The organism is Olsenella urininfantis, from assembly GCF_900155635.1.
Taxonomy (GTDB): Bacteria; Actinomycetota; Coriobacteriia; order Coriobacteriales; family Atopobiaceae; genus Olsenella_G; species Olsenella_G urininfantis.
The window spans coordinates 71029-88627 of the sequence record NZ_LT732540.1; the positions used below are offsets into that span (position 1 = coordinate 71029).

Annotated in this window: 14 protein-coding genes and 1 pseudogene; 10 read left to right on the forward strand and 5 right to left on the reverse strand. The window is 58.2% G+C overall.

All coding sequences use genetic code 11. The features are described 5' to 3' along the window. Positions 1 to 7: 7 nt before the first annotated feature. A complete protein-coding gene (locus CZ375_RS00365) occupies positions 8 to 2797 on the reverse strand; it encodes a DNA methyltransferase (protein ID WP_077597367.1) in 2790 nt (929 codons plus the stop codon). Positions 2798 to 2804: 7 nt separating this feature from the next. After that, on the reverse strand, positions 2805 to 3008 hold the full coding sequence (locus CZ375_RS00370) for a hypothetical protein (protein ID WP_077597368.1): 204 nt from the start codon (positions 3006 to 3008) through the stop codon (positions 2805 to 2807). A 1075-nt stretch (positions 3009 to 4083) separates the two neighbouring features. Between CZ375_RS00370 and CZ375_RS00375 the strand changes: the two genes are divergently transcribed. Further along, complete coding sequence (locus tag CZ375_RS00375; protein ID WP_077597369.1) at positions 4084 to 4470, forward strand: YraN family protein; 387 nt, start codon at positions 4084 to 4086, stop codon at positions 4468 to 4470. A 154-nt stretch (positions 4471 to 4624) separates the two neighbouring features. Then, complete coding sequence (locus CZ375_RS08490) at positions 4625 to 4759, forward strand: helix-turn-helix domain-containing protein (RefSeq protein WP_374041712.1); 135 nt, start codon at positions 4625 to 4627, stop codon at positions 4757 to 4759. Positions 4760 to 4804: 45 nt separating this feature from the next. Here the strand turns inward: CZ375_RS08490 and CZ375_RS00380 are convergent, their stop codons facing one another. Both CZ375_RS00380 and CZ375_RS00385 read right to left on the reverse strand, forming a co-directional pair. Continuing rightward, a complete protein-coding gene (locus tag CZ375_RS00380) occupies positions 4805 to 5608 on the reverse strand; it encodes an abortive infection family protein (protein ID WP_200799658.1) in 804 nt (267 codons plus the stop codon). 507 nt (positions 5609 to 6115) lie between these two features. Beyond that, positions 6116 to 6676, reverse strand: a pseudogene (locus CZ375_RS00385) (transposase); the annotation flags it as partial. 281 nt (positions 6677 to 6957) lie between these two features. Between CZ375_RS00385 and CZ375_RS00390 the strand changes: the two are divergent. The 6 genes from CZ375_RS00390 to CZ375_RS00415 all read left to right on the forward strand — a co-directional run bounded on the left by CZ375_RS00390 (position 6958) and on the right by CZ375_RS00415 (position 14057). Further along, on the forward strand, positions 6958 to 7527 hold the full coding sequence (locus tag CZ375_RS00390; RefSeq protein ID WP_077597371.1) for a TetR/AcrR family transcriptional regulator: 570 nt from the start codon (positions 6958 to 6960) through the stop codon (positions 7525 to 7527). Between the two features lie 148 nt (positions 7528 to 7675). Then, positions 7676 to 9436, forward strand: a complete 1761-nt coding sequence (locus tag CZ375_RS00395) for an ABC transporter ATP-binding protein (protein WP_077597372.1) — start codon at positions 7676 to 7678, stop codon at positions 9434 to 9436. Next, entirely contained in the window at positions 9430 to 11148 is a 1719-nt protein-coding gene (locus CZ375_RS00400; RefSeq protein WP_077597373.1) for an ABC transporter ATP-binding protein, read from the forward strand. Before CZ375_RS00395 ends, CZ375_RS00400 begins: the two co-directional genes overlap by 7 nt. Further along, positions 11145 to 12698 (forward strand): ABC transporter ATP-binding protein, encoded by a 1554-nt coding sequence (locus tag CZ375_RS00405; RefSeq protein WP_077597374.1) that lies wholly within the window; start codon positions 11145 to 11147, stop codon positions 12696 to 12698. The genes CZ375_RS00400 and CZ375_RS00405 overlap by 4 nt, the downstream gene beginning before the upstream one ends. Then, the gene (locus CZ375_RS00410; protein ID WP_077597375.1) at positions 12674 to 13384 is read left to right on the forward strand and encodes an energy-coupling factor transporter transmembrane component T family protein; all 711 of its coding nucleotides are present in this window, start codon (positions 12674 to 12676) and stop codon (positions 13382 to 13384) included. The genes CZ375_RS00405 and CZ375_RS00410 overlap by 25 nt, the downstream gene beginning before the upstream one ends. A gap of 70 nt (positions 13385 to 13454) precedes the next feature. Beyond that, complete coding sequence (locus CZ375_RS00415) at positions 13455 to 14057, forward strand: MptD family putative ECF transporter S component (protein ID WP_077597376.1); 603 nt, start codon at positions 13455 to 13457, stop codon at positions 14055 to 14057. 240 nt (positions 14058 to 14297) lie between these two features. Here CZ375_RS00415 and CZ375_RS00420 read toward each other — a convergent pair whose 3' ends face one another. Beyond that, on the reverse strand, positions 14298 to 14939 hold the full coding sequence (locus CZ375_RS00420) for a hypothetical protein (RefSeq protein ID WP_200799659.1): 642 nt from the start codon (positions 14937 to 14939) through the stop codon (positions 14298 to 14300). A gap of 1234 nt (positions 14940 to 16173) precedes the next feature. On the opposite strand from CZ375_RS00420, the gene CZ375_RS00425 reads away from it, so the two are divergent. Continuing rightward, positions 16174 to 16746, forward strand: coding sequence for a type IV toxin-antitoxin system AbiEi family antitoxin domain-containing protein (locus tag CZ375_RS00425; protein WP_077597377.1), 573 nt, complete (start codon positions 16174 to 16176; stop codon positions 16744 to 16746). Then, positions 16743 to 17585, forward strand: coding sequence for a nucleotidyl transferase AbiEii/AbiGii toxin family protein (locus CZ375_RS00430; RefSeq protein ID WP_077597378.1), 843 nt, complete (start codon positions 16743 to 16745; stop codon positions 17583 to 17585). Before CZ375_RS00425 ends, CZ375_RS00430 begins: the two co-directional genes overlap by 4 nt. The last annotated feature ends 14 nt before the right edge of the window (positions 17586 to 17599 follow it).

Genomic DNA, 17599 nt, shown 5'->3' on the forward strand with positions numbered 1-17599 from the left:
GCCACGGCTATTCATCGCCTTCCGTCATCTTTGCGTATAGCTGGAATAGGTGGGCGACAATCTTCTCCTCGTCACCGCTATAATCGATGCCATAAGCAGCTTCGACAGCTGCGTCTAGTGTCTTATGAGCAGCGTGAAGATCCTTGGGCATCTTATCTGGATCGTACATCTTCGCTAGGGGTACATCGGGATGGCATTCCCTGGCAGCAATAACGTTTTGCGCAGCCTCTTCCACGCGAGCACGCTGCTCCTCCGATGGGTCAGGATATGGGAAGTTGTAGTACACGGAGGGCGCGTAGCGATAATCGCTCTTCAACCTACCGGCAATCGTTCGCATCCACGCGTTGTGCGTGCGTGAGGAGAGCAGCCCGAAATCGTAGAGGCTTGCGTTTGTCACGATTACAACAGCGTCGTTCGCAATCACATCCGACGACACGTATCCGATAGGGATGTACTCACGGCGAGACGAAGATACCCTCGGGATTATGAGATACTCGCTATCGGGTTGCCGGACTTGCGTAAATAGATGCGGCGCATCCGCAGTCTTCCGGATGCGCGGTATCTTGTTGTTCATGCGATACTCGCGCACGTGGTCTATGCGCTCTCGTATTTCAGGGTTTCCCTCGTATGCCGACGGATTAACCCCTACAAGCCAGAGGCAAAATCGAGTGTACTCCGTATCGTTCAGGAACTCCCTACTTCCAAGCACGGGTTTGAAAAGAGCCTCCGTCCCAGGGTATTTCGTCACGAACGCATCCCGCTCCGCTTTCGTGAAGTTGAGCTGACCATCTTCCATTGGTTGGCTTCCTTGCGTTACGACGCACTGCGATGCATTGATGCACTTCGTCCTGTTGCGGACAAAGACGTTAGGAGCGTCCTTTAAGTATCCGTTGATGTTAGTGGCTGGACGGACGCTGCCATCTGCGGCAATAATTGTTTTTGACGAGGCGTGGTTGTACATCGAAAAGCCAACTATCACAACGTGAACGTGCGCTTTGTCGGAAGCCTCGTTGTTCCAGACGAACGTCGTGTAGGCGAAATCTATGGTACAGCCCCCGTCGAACAGCCCCTTCCAAAGCGCGGCTACCGACTCCCCTTGGCAGATCGAGTTCGAAGACACGAACGCACAGCGTGTCAACGCATTCTTGGTGTACAGAGCAGCAAGTTTGAACCAGCCGGCAACATAGTCGAGCTTGCCGGCGTTAGACACCCCTGGGAACAGTCGCGTGACCTCATCCGATTGTTGTCGAGTTTGCATTGCCTGCCCTATAAAGGGTGGGTTCCCGACAACGTAGCTGCACTCGCTCGCGGGCAGTACATCCTCCCAATCCATGCGCAGCGCGTTGCCCTCGTGTATGTTCTCGTTCGCCTTGAGCGGCAGGGGGTCAATCCACATGGAGAGGATCTCGCGCGTCTGGTCGAGCATCTGCAGTTCGGCGATCCAAAGCGCGGTCTTGGCGACCTCGACTGCGAAGTCATTGATCTCGATGCCGAAGAACTGGTCGGTGGTCACCTGGATGGGGTCGAGCTCGCCCATGACCATCTGCCCGCCGTACAGGTCCTCCAGCACGCGGTTCTCTAGTTTGCGCAGGGAGAGATACGTCTCGGTCAGGAAGTTGCCGCTGCCACATGCGGGATCGAGGAACTTGAGGCTTGCGAGTTTGGCTCTAAACGCCCCCAGCTTGAACCTGCGCTCCTTCTGGATGGCTAAGCCCTCAATGGCCGTCAGCTCGTCCCTTAACGCGTCGTAGAAGAGCGGCCCAGTGAGCTTGTGGATGTTCTCGATGGACGTGTAGTGCATGCCGCCCGCTCGGCGGGTCTCGGGGTTCAGCGTGCTCTCGAAGACCGCGCCGAAGATGGTGGGGCTGATGTCCTTCCAGTCGAACTCGGCGGACGCCTCCTGGAGCAGGATGAAGCGCGTGTTCTCGTCGAACTGTGGGATGATGATCTCATCCTCGAAGAGGCCGCCGTTGACGTACGGGAAGGCAGCGAGATCGGGGTCGAGGTAGTAGTCGCGTTCCTCCCTGGGCGTCTTGAGCACGCCGAACAGGTCGATGAGCGCCTGTCGCATGTGATTGACCTGGAAGCCCTTGAGATACTTGTAGAAGGCCTCACGCTCCTGCAGGAGCTCCGCGTCCTCTGCAAAGAGGAGGAACACGATGCGGGTGACGAGGATGTTCAGACTCCTCTGCTCGCGCTCGTCGTGCTCGATATCGCGGTAGGCCTTGGCGAATGCGTCGTAGAGCTTGCCGACAACCTCGCCCGCCTTGACCGAGAGCTGCTTCTCGCGCTCGAGGCGGCTGTTCTCCTTGCGGGTGAAGAACGAGAGGCGGTGGTACTGGTTCGGCAGATCCTCAAGTCGGATCGTCTCGTAATCGGACTCCGCGTCCTCCTTGTCCAGGTCGTGGATGCGAATCTCGTCGAAGTTGCAGGTGATAATCCACTTGGGCATGACGCTGCGGGGCGTGATGTTGTCCGCGTACCACTTGGCCTGCTCGAACGGTGTGACGAGGCGCTTGTTGCCGTAGCGATCCTTGCCGCGATGCTCCGGCTCGTCGAGGCTGACGCCTCGGCTCTTGTTCTCTATCAGGATGGATCGATCCTCGTAGAAGACGTCGATTCGGCGGCCCTTCACCTTGCGCTCGAAGTCGAGTTGCTGGGTGGGGTTCGCGATACCCAGGACCTGGGAGCACAGCTCGATCCAGAAGCTGTTCGACTCGCGCTGCTCGTTGCCCTCGGCGGCTTGCCAGCGCTCCACGAACTTCTTGGCGGCTGTTTTCTGCTCGTTAGGTGTCATGCTTCTCCTACCCTTGCTTTGAAAGCTTCTCGATGATGCAGAGCTTCACGAAGGAGGTGAAGTTCATTCCGTATAGTGTCGCAGCCTCCTTCGCGGAGTCCCGCAGGTTGCTGGGGATCCGCATGGTGACAGGAACGTTGTCGCCTTCGGCGAGAAACGCTTGGATTTCAGTGGCTGATGCCCCGCTTTGGAGTAGTTCTGCATATGTCATGGGCCATCCTTCGCCAGAATGCTGGTTGCAATACATATGAATTCATTCTACCAGAGGCATAGGACATAAAAGCATCATAACCAGGGCATGATGCATACATGATCCGTCTTGAGAGGTTAAGGCTGCCGTCCCGTACAAGCCAACTTAGTGTTGATGAGGACTTGCTTCGTTCGTACGACGAGAGAAGAGAGGAACGACGCTCTCGTAGCTCGCTGCCATCCCAAAGCGACAACCTGCAGGTGTTTGCACGATCGAAACTCCATCCGACATACGAGTCGACGAATTTTTCTGTGCCGCCCAGTCACGGGAACTGGCATGCTATGGCACTGGCTCGTTGCGGGTTGTTTGCACCGCCCCGCCCACGCCTCCTCATCACCTGTCTCGCGTCGAGCCGCTGGCGCCGCTGCGCGCTAAACCCTCGGGAGTTTCCTGCATCGCATGGGCCGGCTGGCAGGGTGTGGGGCGGTCCGGTCAGATCACCCGCAGATCACGCGCCCAGCAAGGCCATACGTTGTCGGTTGGCTGTCAGCTCTGTGGTCTCCTCGCATGCGCGTATCCAGTAGCGTGCTCACCCAACTCTATGCTTGCCGCTTCCACCTACATGCACGGCTTCCCGAATCAACCACGTCGGGCGTTCCCTTCTCGAAGTCGAGCGCCCCACCCTGCTGAGCTTTCGAGCCCTCAGCCCAGCCACCACTGCGCATTCGCCATCCGACGCCCACTCAGGCAACGACATCCGACCCGCGAAGCGGAAACATGCCACCTTGGAGCCTCCGCCCGTCCGATTGACAGCCTCCTGGGATCCAGCGGGAACCCCTTCGGCTCCTGCCTTGGACACGCATTGACGCACAGAACCCACCGGACGCACAAGGGCACGCGATGTTTTCGAAAAACTTTAGCCGGGAGACCGGTTTTCCAGGGCCGGCGAAACTTTTTAGAAAACACCGGAGGACGACATGCCTTCCAAGCCCTCCTTCGCTTTCCGCCCCTGCACGCCCGCCGGAGCCCGAGCGTCAGCCGCGCCACAAGGCGGAAGGCCAAAGGGGCGAACCGCCGGGAACCAAGGAGGTCAACCATGTTCGAACTCAAGCAGAAGGCCATCAAGGCAGCGGCAACCTTCCTCGACCGTCGCGGTTACGAGGTCATCGACACCGAGTGGGAGTCCGAGGACGGAGGTTACATCGACGTGGTGGCGCGCGACGAGGACGCGATCGTGTTCTGCGACGTGCAGGCCCGCAGGGGCGTCGAGAAGGGAATGCCCGAGGAGAGCCTGGGAGCCCGCGAGCGCATGGAGGTCAACGCGGCCAAGTGGCTCGGCCAGCACAGGGACGACCCGGACAACGTGGACGTCGCCATCCGCTTTGATCAAATCGCGATGCTTGTCATCGGCGAGGACCGGGCGCTCCTGAGGCACCACATCAACTGCCTGGGATCCGGAACGATCGCCGCCGCGACCGAGTAACGATTCGCCGGCAACGCCGATGCCGCCCCGGGCATCGCGCCCGGGGCGGCATCCCGAACAACCAAAAGAGGAGCGATTCACATGACGCTAGCGACGATGGAGACTGGGGCTCGAGCCGCTGCTCACGATCAAGGACCTGGCCGCTTACCTGTAGGTGAGCACCACGACGGTCTACCGCCTCGTCAAGGACGGCGCCCTGACCAGCACGCGCATAAGGCAGCCCCTGCGCTTCACGCGCAAGAACATCGAAGACCTGCTGGAACAATGCACTGTCGATAGGATTCAATAACAGCGCAGCATCGGCCCCGAACTCGCACAGGTTCGGGGCCGACCATCAGAACGGGATGTCCCCGCAGTACACTGGAACCTGCCCTGACGGTTCCGCTTCCCGCCCGGTGCGCCGTTCGTAGAGTCTCCATAGGAATATTCCGAGTGTCGCCGACACATTGACGACCGTTTCAGCCCAGAGGGAATCATCCACAACGTACTCACCTGGTGCCTTCCCGTGTGCCGTTGATTTGTCGCTCCTCAAATTATCGATTGTGCTCCCCAAACCCCGAAGCTGCGCGGCGAGGGTCTTCACCTCCTGCGGAGTAGATGGATCACAGGTGTCCACCAGCTCTTTCACTACCTTGGAGGTTAGTTTTGAGAGAGATAAGTTTCCCACGGAGGCATCCTGGTCCACGTTTTGGATAATTGCCTTGAAGACCCCTTCCAGCGTTGACGCCGCAAGAGCAACGGACTGGTCGGGATAATCGTAAACATCGCGCACCGCGCGTTCGAAGTTCGCATACGCATTTGCGTTGGTCTCGCCCAGAATGTTCTTCATCATCGGGATGCATGGGAGTAGCCCGGGAGTCTCGATGCCAATGTCGGCTGCCATTTTTATCAGAATATCATTGGGCATTTCTGCAAGTGTGCGCCCAAGGTCTATGTGGCCGTCCTTTTCGTAGACGGAAAAGTTTTCCCAGAAATTGCCGTCATCTTCATGCCAGCGTCGAACATACTCTTCGACCTGTCTGTATTTCGATTCGTCGAACAGGTCCCAAAGTGCGCTTTCCACCCGGATTTTCAGCCTCTGCATGTACAGAGGGGATATCTTTCCGTAATCGTCTTCCATCATGCTCATCTGTTCCATACGGTCGTATCCTAATCGTCGAGTATTAGTTCGGGCAACCGAGGAGCCGCTCGAATTGCTTTCCGAATCGCTTAGCGCTGCTTTGGAAATCCATGTTCTTCTCAGATTGAAACAAAATTTCCCAAATTGCAGAAGAATCATGCTCGGTCGGTGTTGCAACCGCTTTTGTTTTCTTAGCCCATTTATTTTACCAGCGAACACAAGCCCTGACGGTCCCTTCAGCCCGAAAGGTCACAGTAGAAAATAACGAGGTTGATTGAAAATCTCAACGCAACACTGAAGGACTTACCGCAACAGTTGCGCCTTATCTGGCAGTTTCAGTGAAAAGCCGTTGTGTTTGGCCTGCATTTCATCCATCCGGCCGTCAGCCGACCGGCCCCATGGGGTGTCTCTCGCGGCCAATGGCCATGCTGGCGCCGGCCCCCTTGCCCGGCGCGGAAGAACTTGGCGCAACGGCGGCAGCCGATCATCCGGTCCTTTTGTCTGCCCTCCCAGAAAACCTGATGGCTAGTGATTAGTTAATATCTTTTTTTCCTTTTCTTCGAGTTCGATCTTCGGATACAGATGGGCGAGCCTCTCGCGGGCGTCGTCGACGGCGAGGCGCCACTCGACCGTGCGGGCGCGTGCGTTGCGGTCCGCCTCCCAGGCGGCCGTGAGGCGCCCCATCTCGTCGAAGCTCCCAACGCGCGCCGGAAGGCCGTGCCGCATGAGGCAACCGATCTCGATCTCCGCCATGTCCAGCCAGCTCCCGTGCTTGGGCGCGTGATGGACCTCGAAGCGGGAGGCCAGCCGCTCGGCCTCCCCCGGCGGGAACGCCTCGCAGGGCGACCCCATGGAGTGCGCGCTCGGGTTGTCCCAGACCAAGACGATCCCCTCCGCCTCGGGGAACAGGTCGTCCGACACCCACCGCAGCGTCTCGGCCAGGTCCACGCGGGTCCTCGTCCTGGTCAGGCGCGCATGCCGCTCGCACTCCAGCGGCGCGAACGCCACGAGCACGTCGGCGACCCCGTTGCGCACGTACTCGTAATCCCATCTCTCGGCCGACCCCGGTCTGGCGGGCAGCGCCTCGCGCGCGTGGGCGACGAGCCGGCGGCTCGACTCGCCTGGGCAGGCGGGCGGGTGGCGCGGGTCGCGAGAGACACCCTAGGGGCTGAAATCCACAACGACGTGGTCTTGTGTGTCGTGGCGCACAGGCCAACCAAACGTAATACTTCAAGCTAAATGGTCGAAAATGAGCCATGCTTAGTCCGCCGGTACCGTCTCCCCACTCTTTGACATTCGTTCGGCGTCGCCTAGAATGAGCAATACTGAATCGATATTCAACATTGAGAGGATTTGAGGAGGAAATCATGCAGGTCCTCAAAGAAGAGGTGCGCGAGCGCATACTCGACGCCGCCGTCCAGGTGTTCTACGAGAAGGACTTTCGCAGTGCGAAGGTGCAGGACATCGCGAGGATCGCGGACGTGTCGGCAAGCCTGCTGTACTCGTACTTCGAGAACAAGGAGAAGCTCTTCGAGGGAGTCGTTTCGTCCGTTCCCCTCGACTTCGACCGTATCGCGCGCGAGGAAGAATCTATCATTGCGGACACGCCCTCTGAGAGGTACCAGATTGCCGCCGAGGGACCGCTGCTCGACATGTTGGCTCACCACAAGCTGCTGGTCATCCTCGTCGACAAGAGCCAGGGTACCGCCTACGAGCATGCGAAGGACGATTTCGTCGAGAGCATCGAGCGTCATATCCGATACATGATGAACGAGCGTTCGACTCTGCACTATCCAGACCTACTTGCCCATGTGCTCGCAAGCAACTTCGTGGAGAGCCTGATGGAAGTAGCACGCCACTATAGCAGCGAGAATGAAGCTCGCGAGATGCTTGCGCTCATCGCCCAGTGCTATTACGAAGGGGTGAACTCCCTGTGACAGAGCTTTCTGCCACCCCCTTTCGGATGCCCTGACATTCAATATTGAATTCTGATTCTATAATGATATAGTCAGCCATGTCGAACTGTAATAGGTCTTAATCTACTCTCAATATCGAATCTCTGTTTAATATTGAAGGAGAAATTCTATGAAAGACAAAAAGGAGTTGGTCAGGGAGATGACGGCGAAAAGCCGGCTATCTAATGCCTTGCTTCTGACCAGGGCAGTTCTTGGGCTCGTTCCCACGGTTCTCGTGATCTTCCTTGTCCACCTGTTTTTGGAAGGGGCCCTCTCGCCCTCGGCGATCGCCTGCGCCGCAGCGGGAATGACAGCATGTGTGGCGGGGAAGGCGGTGTGCATGTACGCAGCAACATGGAAGTCCCATCAGGCGGCGTACTCGTGCCTGACGGACATCCGCCTGCGCATCGTGCGCCATCTTAAGAGGCTCCCCCTGGGTTTCTTTCAGGTAAGAAGGCCGGGAGATCTCGCGAACATCATGCGCAACGACGTGGAGCAGGTTGAGGTTTACCTTGCCCACGGACTTCCCGAATCGGCCTCGGCCACTCTGTTCCCCGCCGCCGCGTTCGTCCTCATGCTCGTAGTAGACTGGCGGCTCGCCTTGTGCATGGTGGCGGGCCTGCCCCTCATGTGGCTCGTGAGGAAGGCGGCGGCGCCCGCTTGGGCGAAGGGCTTCGAGATGGTGGCCCAGTACGCCTCCCGCATGCAGAACAGCCTCATGGAATACGTTGCCAATATAGCTGTTGTCAAGGCATTCGGGAAGGAAGAGCGCAAGACCGATGAGACAGTCGGGGCGGCGCGCGACTACGTGAGCTGGGCGACGAGCTCGATGAACGACGTCTCGGTCCCCATGGCGCTCATCGCCCTGTTCATGGAGTCCGGGACGGTGCTCGTGCTAATCGCGGGAACGTGGCTTCTCTCCGCGGGCGGCATATCCATCGAACGCCTCATCTTGGCCATGGTGCTCTCCGCGGCCTTCACCTCCTCGGTGGCCAAAACGGCGACCCTGCAGCACTACCGCTTCATGTTCGACCAGGCGATGACGGGCATCGAATCGGTGTTGGGCGTCAAGACCCCAGACCTTATCGAGAGCTCCGAGGAGCCTCGCATGGGAGACATAGAGCTGCACGGAGTATCGTTCTCCTACCCGCAGAGCGAGGAAGACGGCAACGAGAGGAAGCAGGCTCTCGATTCGATAGACCTCGTGTTCCGCAGGGGAAGCACCAACGCGCTCGTAGGTTCCTCGGGATGCGGGAAGAGCACCCTCGCGAGCTTGATCATGGGATTCTGGCAGCCTGGCAGCGGGCGCGTCACTGTGGGTGGACGGGACCTTTCCCAGCTCTCCGAAAGGCAGGTGTCGAGCCTCTTCTCCATAGTCCAGCAGGACGTGTTCCTCTTCAACCAGAGCATCGAGGAGAACATCCTCATCGGCCGACCAGGAGCAACGCGTGAGGATGTGGTCGAGGCGGCCAAAAGGGCGCGTATCCACGACTTCATCTCCAGACTCCCGCACGGCTACGCTACGGTCCCTGGCGAGGGCGGCGTTCAGCTCTCGGGCGGTGAGCGTCAGCGCATCTCGATTGCCCGGGTGATGCTGAAAGACGCTCCCGTCATCATCCTCGACGAAGCGACGGCCGCGGTCGACGCCGAGAACGAGGCCCTCATACAGGAGGCGATAGACGACCTGTCGCGCGACAAGACTGTCGTGACCATAGCCCACCACCTGAACGCCGTTCGTGGAGCGGAGCAGATCGTCGTGATGAGGGAAGGCCGCATCGCCGGAGCTGGAACCCACGAAGAGCTCATGTCTACCTGTCCTCTCTATCAGGAGATGGTCGCCAAGCAAAAGCAGGTGGACAACTGGGATATCAGGGAGGTCGCATCATGGTAAGGGAGATCCTAGAACGGATGACCCCCGCTGGCCGGCGCATGATGTCCACAAGCATCGCCGCTTTCACGATTTATGCACTAGCCAGCGTGGCGATGGCCTTCGTCGTCCTCGCGGCTATCTATTCGGTCCTGGTCGGACCGGTCGACCTCGCTCCCTACTGGGTGGCGCTCATCTGCCTTCTCCTCGTCAAAGGAGCAAGCAGCATCGTGGCAGACAAGCAGAAGCATTGCGCGGGTTTCGACCTTGTGCTTGAGATCAGGATCGCCGTCGTCAGGCGGCTGAAGTCGCTTTCCCTCGGTTTCTACACGGGAGAGCGACTAGGCGAGATCGGCGATATTGTTCACAAGGACATCGACAACATGGAGATGGTGGTGGGGCACCTATGGACGAGGATGGCAGCCGACTTCATCGTCGCGGCGATTCTGCTCGTGGCTGCGATCCTCGTCGATTGGCGCATGGCGCTGCTCACGGTATCGACCCTGCCCGCTGCGCTCGCACTCCTTGCAGCAGGGCTGAGGAAGGCCCAGGCCCTCGAAGGAAGATGCGGGGATGACGCGGCGGACATGACGAGCCTGTTCGTCGAGTACGTGAAGGGCATCCCGCTTCTGAAGGCCTTTGCCGAAAGCGAGACTCTCGACCGCAGGCTCGAGGCGACGGTGGCGAGCTTCGGCGAGAGCAGCAAGGCGGCGTCGCGGAACAGGGCGCTGGTCCTGTCCGCCTACAGCCTTGTAGCGGACCTTGCCTTCGTAGTCATGGCGGCGGGCGGCGCCCTGCTCGTGCAGAACGGTTCCCTGCCCCTGTTCGTCTACATCGGCTTCATCATCGCGAGCGTGGAGTTCTACAAGCCCTTCTTTGCAATGGAGTCGCATTGGATGAGCTATCTCAAGGTGAGGGACAGCTTCCGCAGGATAGAGAAGATCATCCGAGCGTCCTCTGTCCCCGAGCCCGATGAGCCGCGTGTGCCTTCGTCGCACTCGATCAGGTTCGATCAGGTGCGCTTCTCCTATGGAAGGGACTCTTTCGAGTTGCCCGAGGCAACGTTCACGGTCCCCGAACATACCATGACGGCACTCGTAGGCGAGTCCGGGTCGGGCAAGAGCACACTGACCAACCTCCTGCTGAGATTCTGGGACGTAGATGCGGGAAGCGTGAGCGTCGGCGGCGTGGACGTGAGGGACATCCCCTACGACGACCTTCTGGCCTCTATCAGCATCGTCATGCAGGATGTGCGGCTCTTCGCCGACACCATCGAGGGGAATATCCGCATCGGCAGGGCTGATGCGACGCACGAGGAAGTGGTGGAGGCGGCCAAGAAGGCGTGCATCCACGAGTTCGTGATGTCGCTCCCACAGGGTTACGAGACGCCCATCGGGGAGAACGGCGTGGGTCTCTCAGGCGGGCAGAAGCAGAGGTTGTCCGTCGCTCGGGCGTTCCTAAAGGACGCCCCCATCCTCGTACTCGACGAGATGACGAGCAGCGTAGATCCGGTTAACGAGGTGCTCATGCAGAAAGCCGTTTCTGCGCTCGCGCAGAACAGAACAGTGCTCGTGGTGGCGCACCATCTGAGCACCATCCGCTCTGCAGACCAGATAATCGTGATGCGACAGGGGGAAATCGTGCAGAGGGGCACCCACGAACAGCTCCTCGAGGAGAGGCCTGGCTATTATCGGGCTCTCTGGGAGCAGGGAACCAAGGCAGAGGGCCGGGCATGAGCGCCCCTGCGCATGTAGCCCTCGGCAAGGCGACGTTCCGGTACTCGGGAAAGAGCAGCAATGCTATCCACAGCGTCGACTTGAATATCCATGAAGGCGAGTTCGTGCTCCTGACAGGAAGAAGCGGCTGCGGGAAAACCACGGTCGCACGGCTCATAAACGGTCTTATCCCTCATTTCTACGAGGGCGAGCTGGAAGGAACGGCGAGAGTCGGCGGAACGGAAACGCGCGAGATGGGAATCGGAGACATCGGAAGGATGGTCGGCTCGGTTTTCCAGGACCCCCGCAGCCAGTTCTTCATGACCGACACGACGAGCGAGGTGGCATTCGGCTGCGTGAACGCGGGACTGCCACGCAACGATGTCGCGCAGCGGGTCGAAAGCGCATTCCGGCGCATGAGCATCCAGCGCCTGCGGGATAGGAGCGTGTTCGAGCTCTCGAGCGGAGAGATGCAGCTGGTGGCCATAGCCTCCTGCTATGCGATGGGGCCTTCCGTGTACGTCTTCGACGAGCCGTCCGCAAACCTCGATATGGGGGCCGTGGAGACCCTCAGGAAGACACTATCCGAGCTGAAACGCGAGGGAAAGACTGTCATCGTTCTGGAGCACCGACTCTTCTATCTGTCTGACCTCATCGACCGGATGGTCGTCATCGAAGACGGTGCTGTATCCCACGTATACGACGCAGCCAGTGCGTTGTCCCTCGACGACGCCACGCTCGCCCATATGGGTCTAAGGAGCTTGCAGCTGAAGTCGGCGTTAAACGCTATGCCCAACCACGAGCCGACCTTGTCAAAGCGTGAGAATGCGGTCTTCGAGATAAATAATCTTACGGTCTCATACGGCTCACAGCATTCGACGAGGAACGCCGGGTCGACACCGGGCGAACCCCGCACCATCGGCCCGCTGAGTTTCTCCGCCCGATTCGGCGAGGTAATCGGAATCATAGGGGAAAACGGTGCGGGGAAGACAACTCTGTCGCGCCTGTGCTGCGGACTTGAGAAAGAGGATAGGGGCACCGTGTCCGTAGACGGCAGGCCCCTTTCGCCAAAGGAGCGGCTGGGGCGCATCCGGCTGGTCATGCAGGATCCCGACTACCAGCTTTTCTCCGATAGCGTGCTGGGAGAGCTCTCGTTGGGCGGGCGGAGAGACGCCGATGCCTGTGAGCGAGCACTCAGAAAGCTGGGGCTATGGGATATGAGGGAAGCTCATCCCGCAACGCTTTCGCGAGGGCAGAAGCAGCGCCTCACAATAGCATGTGCCCTCGTCGATGAGACTGCCACCTATTTCTTCGACGAGCCGACGAGCGGCTTGGACAGGGAGAACATGGAGAGAGTCTCTTCTGCGATCCGATCGCTCGCACAATCGGGAAGCGTCGTATTCACCGTCTCGCACGATCCTGAGTTCCTCCTCTCTGCCTGTGATCGCATCCTCCGTCTGAGGGATGGGGCCATCATCGACGACTTCTCCCTTGACGGCTCGGCGCGAGAGAGGCTCTTGAGGTCGCTTTGGAAGGGAGGTGTGCAATGGGGCGCTCATACAGGCGCATAGACCCGCGAACGGCCCTGCTCTCAATCTGCCTTCTGGGCACTGCTGCAGTGCTTTCCAACCGACCGGAAGCAGCCCATGCGGCATGTGCCATCGGTGCGGCATGCGCGCTCGTCTCCGGGGCATGGCGGCCGTGCATCGCCCTATCTGCCGCCTATGGCCTCATAGCCGCCGTGATGGCTCTTGCCGAGGGAGCCGGAAGCACAACGCTTATGACCGCTGTGGTCATGCTGAGCTACATGGCCCAGAAGTTCGTAGTTCTGGCTCTCCTGGGCGTCTCCCTTTCTAAACTGGCCTCGATGCAGGATCTTCTCGCTGCGCTGCAGTCTATGGAAACTCCGCAGGCGGTTCTCATTCCATGCATGGTCATTCTGCGATTCTTCCCAACTATACGCAGGGACGCCTCGCATCTCATGGAAAGCCTAAAGACGCGGCGCGGGCTCGCAGGAGGAGGGTTCGCATTCCGACACCCAGCTCTCACATGCGAGCTTCTGATAGTTCCGCTCCTTATGAGGAGCGTGAGGATATCCGATGAGCTGGCGGCATCCGCGCTTGCCCGCGGCTTAGACGGCGAGACCCAAGCGACGGTGCTGCAGCCCCTGTCTTTCGGAGGAAGGGACGCCGTGGCGGCCGCCTTGACCCTCCTGGCAACCGGAGTGCTTGCGTGGCTTCAATTCGGACCGCGATAGAGGGGCTCAGGACGAGACTTGCCTTGTCAAACTTGTACGTCTTAAACCAGAACGGAAGAAAGGACTCATTATGAAAAAAGACGGAACCTCGACCATAGGGGCTCGAGATCTCGTATCCATTGGCGTCTTCGGAGCGCTGTCCCTCCTAATCTTCTTCGTAGTGGGAGGCGTCGCTGGTCTTACCGTCGTGGGGACAGTCGCCAACATACCCATCGTCTGCTTCTTCACATCGATAGCCTATCTGCTCCTTGCCGCAAAAGTCAGGAAGACCGGGACCTTCCTCATCATGGGGACCATAAACGTGCTGCCCGGCCTGATGGCGGCAAACGTCTTCGGTGTCATCGGCAGTATCGCGGGCTGGGCCCTTGCGGAGGTGGTTGCCACGCGGATCGGGTACTCGAACAGGAAAGGTCTCGTTGCGGCTTACGTCGTCGGTTGCACGCTGCAGTCGGCGCTCTACACCCTTCCCATATACCTTTCAGCTGCTCAGTATCTTTCCGAGCGCCAAGAAATACTGCGACTCACCGATGAGACCATGGCGCAGTTCGTCGCGATGTTCTCGGGTCCCATGTACGTCGGAATGGTTGTCCTTACGGCGGTGATGAGCCTTGTAGGTGCGTTCGTCTCGCTAAAGATCATGAGAAAGCATTTTGAGAAGGCGGGGATTGTCTAAGGGACGTCTCGCAACAAGAAAGTCGAGAGATAAGACAGGATGGCCCCATGGCTACTGATGACCCAAAGAGCATCGGGGGCTCTCATCGCCATACGATAAATTGAGATCGCGCGTGTTTCGCTAGCCTAATTTCTTTCTGGCCGCCCTACCCTCTTTCTTTCACGGGCAATACAATCATGGTGAAGTCTGCTCAGGCTAATCGAAGGCGTTGGCGCGCCACGGCCTTATATGCGGGCGACGTTAGTCTATGCCGTCGATAATTTCCTGAAAGGCGTTCAATTCGTGGGCTCGGATGTAGTAGCCAAGGTTGGTCATTATATTGGTCTGGGGCTCAACCATCATTTTCGTCGGAACATCTCGTATCTGCAGCTTTCCAGCTGCCGTATATTCAGGACCTGCATAGATTATGCCGAGGAAGATCAATCTCGAAATGCCGATATTCATACTGCCGTGTTTGTCTTGAAAGCTTCCTTCATTGAGGATATAGACAGGCGAACCCGAAGATCCAGGGAAGCACGCCATGTCAACAAGCCCAATTCCAGGGCTGTTGAAGTCATAGGCTGGATGTGATGCAGTGTAGCCGTGCCGGAAAATCGGAAGGTTGTTAACCTCGTCCCACAATCCGACGGGATAACCGACCATGGTCAATTCCTCGACCGCGCGAACGTTTCTCAACTTTTCTTCCGTTGCAATAATGCTCATGTCGTTCCCGATATAGAAGACGTCTTTACCCGTAATTTGCTTGACAGCACTGAAGACGGGAGCTGCGAAGCAAAATGCCAAGTCGTGTGTGGGATGGAAAATCCATTGTGCCTTGTACGTAAATCGGTAACTCTCTTCGGTTGAGCCGCCCTCTCCAGCCAGATGAACGAAGAATGTCATTTCCTCGCCTGGGTTGTTGTTAATGACGTGCTTGTTAGTGATGATGGTTGGAAAGGTCTTTCCGTTTGCTTGGAAGTTGAAGTACGATCCAGTGCCACAGCTACCGTTGCTAGCTGTGAGTCGAACCGTATTGAATAACAGCTACCCTGATAAACATTCAGGCTTCATACGCGCACCCTTTCCATCGTCGATGATTATGTATTATCTCATGCAATGAAGGCGCAATAAGGTTGAAGAAGCAGGAGAGCATGCCGGAAAAGCCGCTCGGCGCAAAGACAGGTAATCTCCTCATCAATGCATGCATAGCTTATCGAACGCATCGTAGTAAGCCCGTCCATACTGGCGTCCGTCCGATGCTGATTCGAGGGAAGAGGCCGATTTCTAAGCCACCCGCTATTACTCCCGTTGGGATTTCGGGGAATAATCAAGTCCGAAAAAGCACGTTTCCCCAGCAAGGGTGCAATTATTCCTTCCCGTCCGAATCAACGGCTGATTCGGGAATGATTCGAACGAGGCAGCACGAGACGGACGAGGCGGCACGAGGTGGAATCAGCTAACGCCAAATGGAAAACTGCAACGATCGAGTGGGAGTAGGAAATAGCCCATTTCATCCAGCCTCATCCTGCACGTCTAGTCGCGGTGGCTTGCAACTAGTGCCCTGCATTGGACAAAGCTACTGGGGCTTTCGTGGAGTGACAAACGCGGATAAGCCTCGGAATCTTCGGATTTCGGGGCTTATTTTATGGGTGTTAACCTGCGGAAATACTCTTCATTCAACCGCGCTGGGGTGACTAGTTGCGACTCGTTGCCAAGAGGAGCGACTAGATGCCAGAACATGTCAAAGCGAGAAGAGTATTTTCATCGCTTTTTAGCCGCAAGCGAGTTTTGGGGCAGGCCATGTAGTCACTTTGTAGTCACCCCGCTTTTTCGGCCTCTCGTTTTGCAAAACCGCAGGTAGGAGTGAAGAGTGACAAATCGCCAAAATCCGCGATTTCCGTCGATTTCGGGCTGTTTTTTTTGAGGCCCTTCAAAGAGCCGTTTGTCACTCTCAACACTGTGTGCAATAGGCGATTTTGGACCCATTTTGACCCCCGAAAATCGGCACTAGCAATGCGAGAGTGACGATTCCTTCGCAATCGTTACTGCTTCACATCGCGCTTGTACATTCATGCTGAATATTAGATAATGATCAGCACAGTAGTACATCTCGGAAGGAGATGCCACGGAAACTTTGATGGACATAGCAGCGCATCACAACGGCTACGTCACCTCGGCACAGGCGACGGACGCCGGCATTCCCCGGCGCAAGCTCACGGAAGCCGTGCGCGCCGGAGAACTCGTCCAGATAGACCGTGGCCTCTACGCGCTTCCCGACGTGTGGGAGGACCCCCTCTACATCGCGCAGCATCGCTTTTCCCGCGGAATCTTCTCGGACGACACAGCACTCTTCCTCCACGACATGACGGACCGCTCGTCCTTTACTCTGACGATGACCTTCCCCAGAAGCTACAACACGAGCGCGGCCAAGGCGGCGGGGATCGCATGCCGCACCTGTGCCGATGGCGTCCTCGACCTCGGACTCTGCGATATTCGAACGGAATACGGCAACACGGTCAAGGCGTACGATGTCGAGCGGACGCTCTGCGACCTTTTACGTGGTCAGGGCACGCCGGACGTCCAGCTTGTCACCCCGGCGATGAAGGCCTACGTGCGAAGCAAGGACCGCAACCCCATGAAGCTGATTTCTTACGCCCGAGACCTCGGCGTTGAGCTAAAGATCCGCAACTACCTGGAGGTGCTGCTGTGAGAACCAAGAACGTGATGCAGCTCAAGGCGCGCATCAACACCCGAGCGAAGGAGGCTGGTATCCCCGCACAGTCCCTGATGCAGAGCTATCTCTTCGAGAGGCTCCTCGAGCGCCTCTCGAAATCCAAATGGCGCGACAACGTCGTCATCAAGGGCGGAATGCTCATCTCCTCTCTCGTGGGTGTGGCGTCTAGGACGACGATGGACCTCGACACGACGATCACCGGCTTCACGCTGACGCGTGAATCCGCCGAGAAGGTTTTCCGCGAGGTGGCAGCCATCGACGCCGACGACGACTGGGCCTTCGAGTTCGACCGTACCGAGGACATCAGAGAGACCGACGATTACCCGGGCATACGCGTGTACCTCAAGGCGGTGCATCCGCCTATGGCGGTGCCCCTCAGGATCGACGTCACCACGGGCGACAGCATCACGCCCGGCCCCGTCGCCTACGACTACCCGCTCCTGTTCGACGGGGGAAGCGTCAGGCTGATGTCCTATCCGCTCGAGACCGTGTTCGCCGAGAAGCTCGAGACCGTTGTCTCGCGCGGCGTGACCAACACGAGACTGCGCGACTTCTACGACATACTCCTTCTCTGGAGAACCAGGGGCGACAAGTGCGAGATCCCCACGTTGCGGGAAGCCCTAGAGCGCACGTGTGCCAAACGCGGGAGCACGGAGATGATGGCACACTGGCAGACGATTCTCGACAAGGTAGCAACCGACAAGGCGATGCTTGTGCTGTGGGACAAGTACGCGAAGAAGAATCCCTATGCAGCAGGCATTGAGCTAGCGCAGTGCTGTGAGATGGCAAAAGAAGTTCTAGCCACATTTGAATAGCTCACACTTTCTTA

Bases quoted from the DNA above. Each gene is read 5' to 3' on its own strand.
- CZ375_RS00395 (WP_077597372.1), top strand. From the start codon at position 7,676: ATGAAAGACAAAAAGGAGTTGGTCAGGGAGATGACGGCGAAAAGCCGG.
- CZ375_RS00420 (WP_200799659.1), bottom strand. From the start codon at position 14,939: ATGACATTCTTCGTTCATCTGGCTGGAGAGGGCGGCTCAACCGAAGAG.
- CZ375_RS00410 (WP_077597375.1), top strand. From the start codon at position 12,674: ATGGGGCGCTCATACAGGCGCATAGACCCGCGAACGGCCCTGCTCTCA.
- CZ375_RS00400 (WP_077597373.1), top strand. From the start codon at position 9,430: ATGGTAAGGGAGATCCTAGAACGGATGACCCCCGCTGGCCGGCGCATG.
- CZ375_RS00375 (WP_077597369.1), top strand. From the start codon at position 4,084: ATGTTCGAACTCAAGCAGAAGGCCATCAAGGCAGCGGCAACCTTCCTC.
- CZ375_RS00380 (WP_200799658.1), bottom strand. From the start codon at position 5,608: ATGGAACAGATGAGCATGATGGAAGACGATTACGGAAAGATATCCCCT.
- CZ375_RS00415 (WP_077597376.1), top strand. From the start codon at position 13,455: ATGAAAAAAGACGGAACCTCGACCATAGGGGCTCGAGATCTCGTATCC.
- CZ375_RS00425 (WP_077597377.1), top strand. From the start codon at position 16,174: ATGGACATAGCAGCGCATCACAACGGCTACGTCACCTCGGCACAGGCG.
- CZ375_RS00370 (WP_077597368.1), bottom strand. From the start codon at position 3,008: ATGACATATGCAGAACTACTCCAAAGCGGGGCATCAGCCACTGAAATC.
- CZ375_RS00405 (WP_077597374.1), top strand. From the start codon at position 11,145: ATGAGCGCCCCTGCGCATGTAGCCCTCGGCAAGGCGACGTTCCGGTAC.
- CZ375_RS00365 (WP_077597367.1), bottom strand. From the start codon at position 2,797: ATGACACCTAACGAGCAGAAAACAGCCGCCAAGAAGTTCGTGGAGCGC.
- CZ375_RS00390 (WP_077597371.1), top strand. From the start codon at position 6,958: ATGCAGGTCCTCAAAGAAGAGGTGCGCGAGCGCATACTCGACGCCGCC.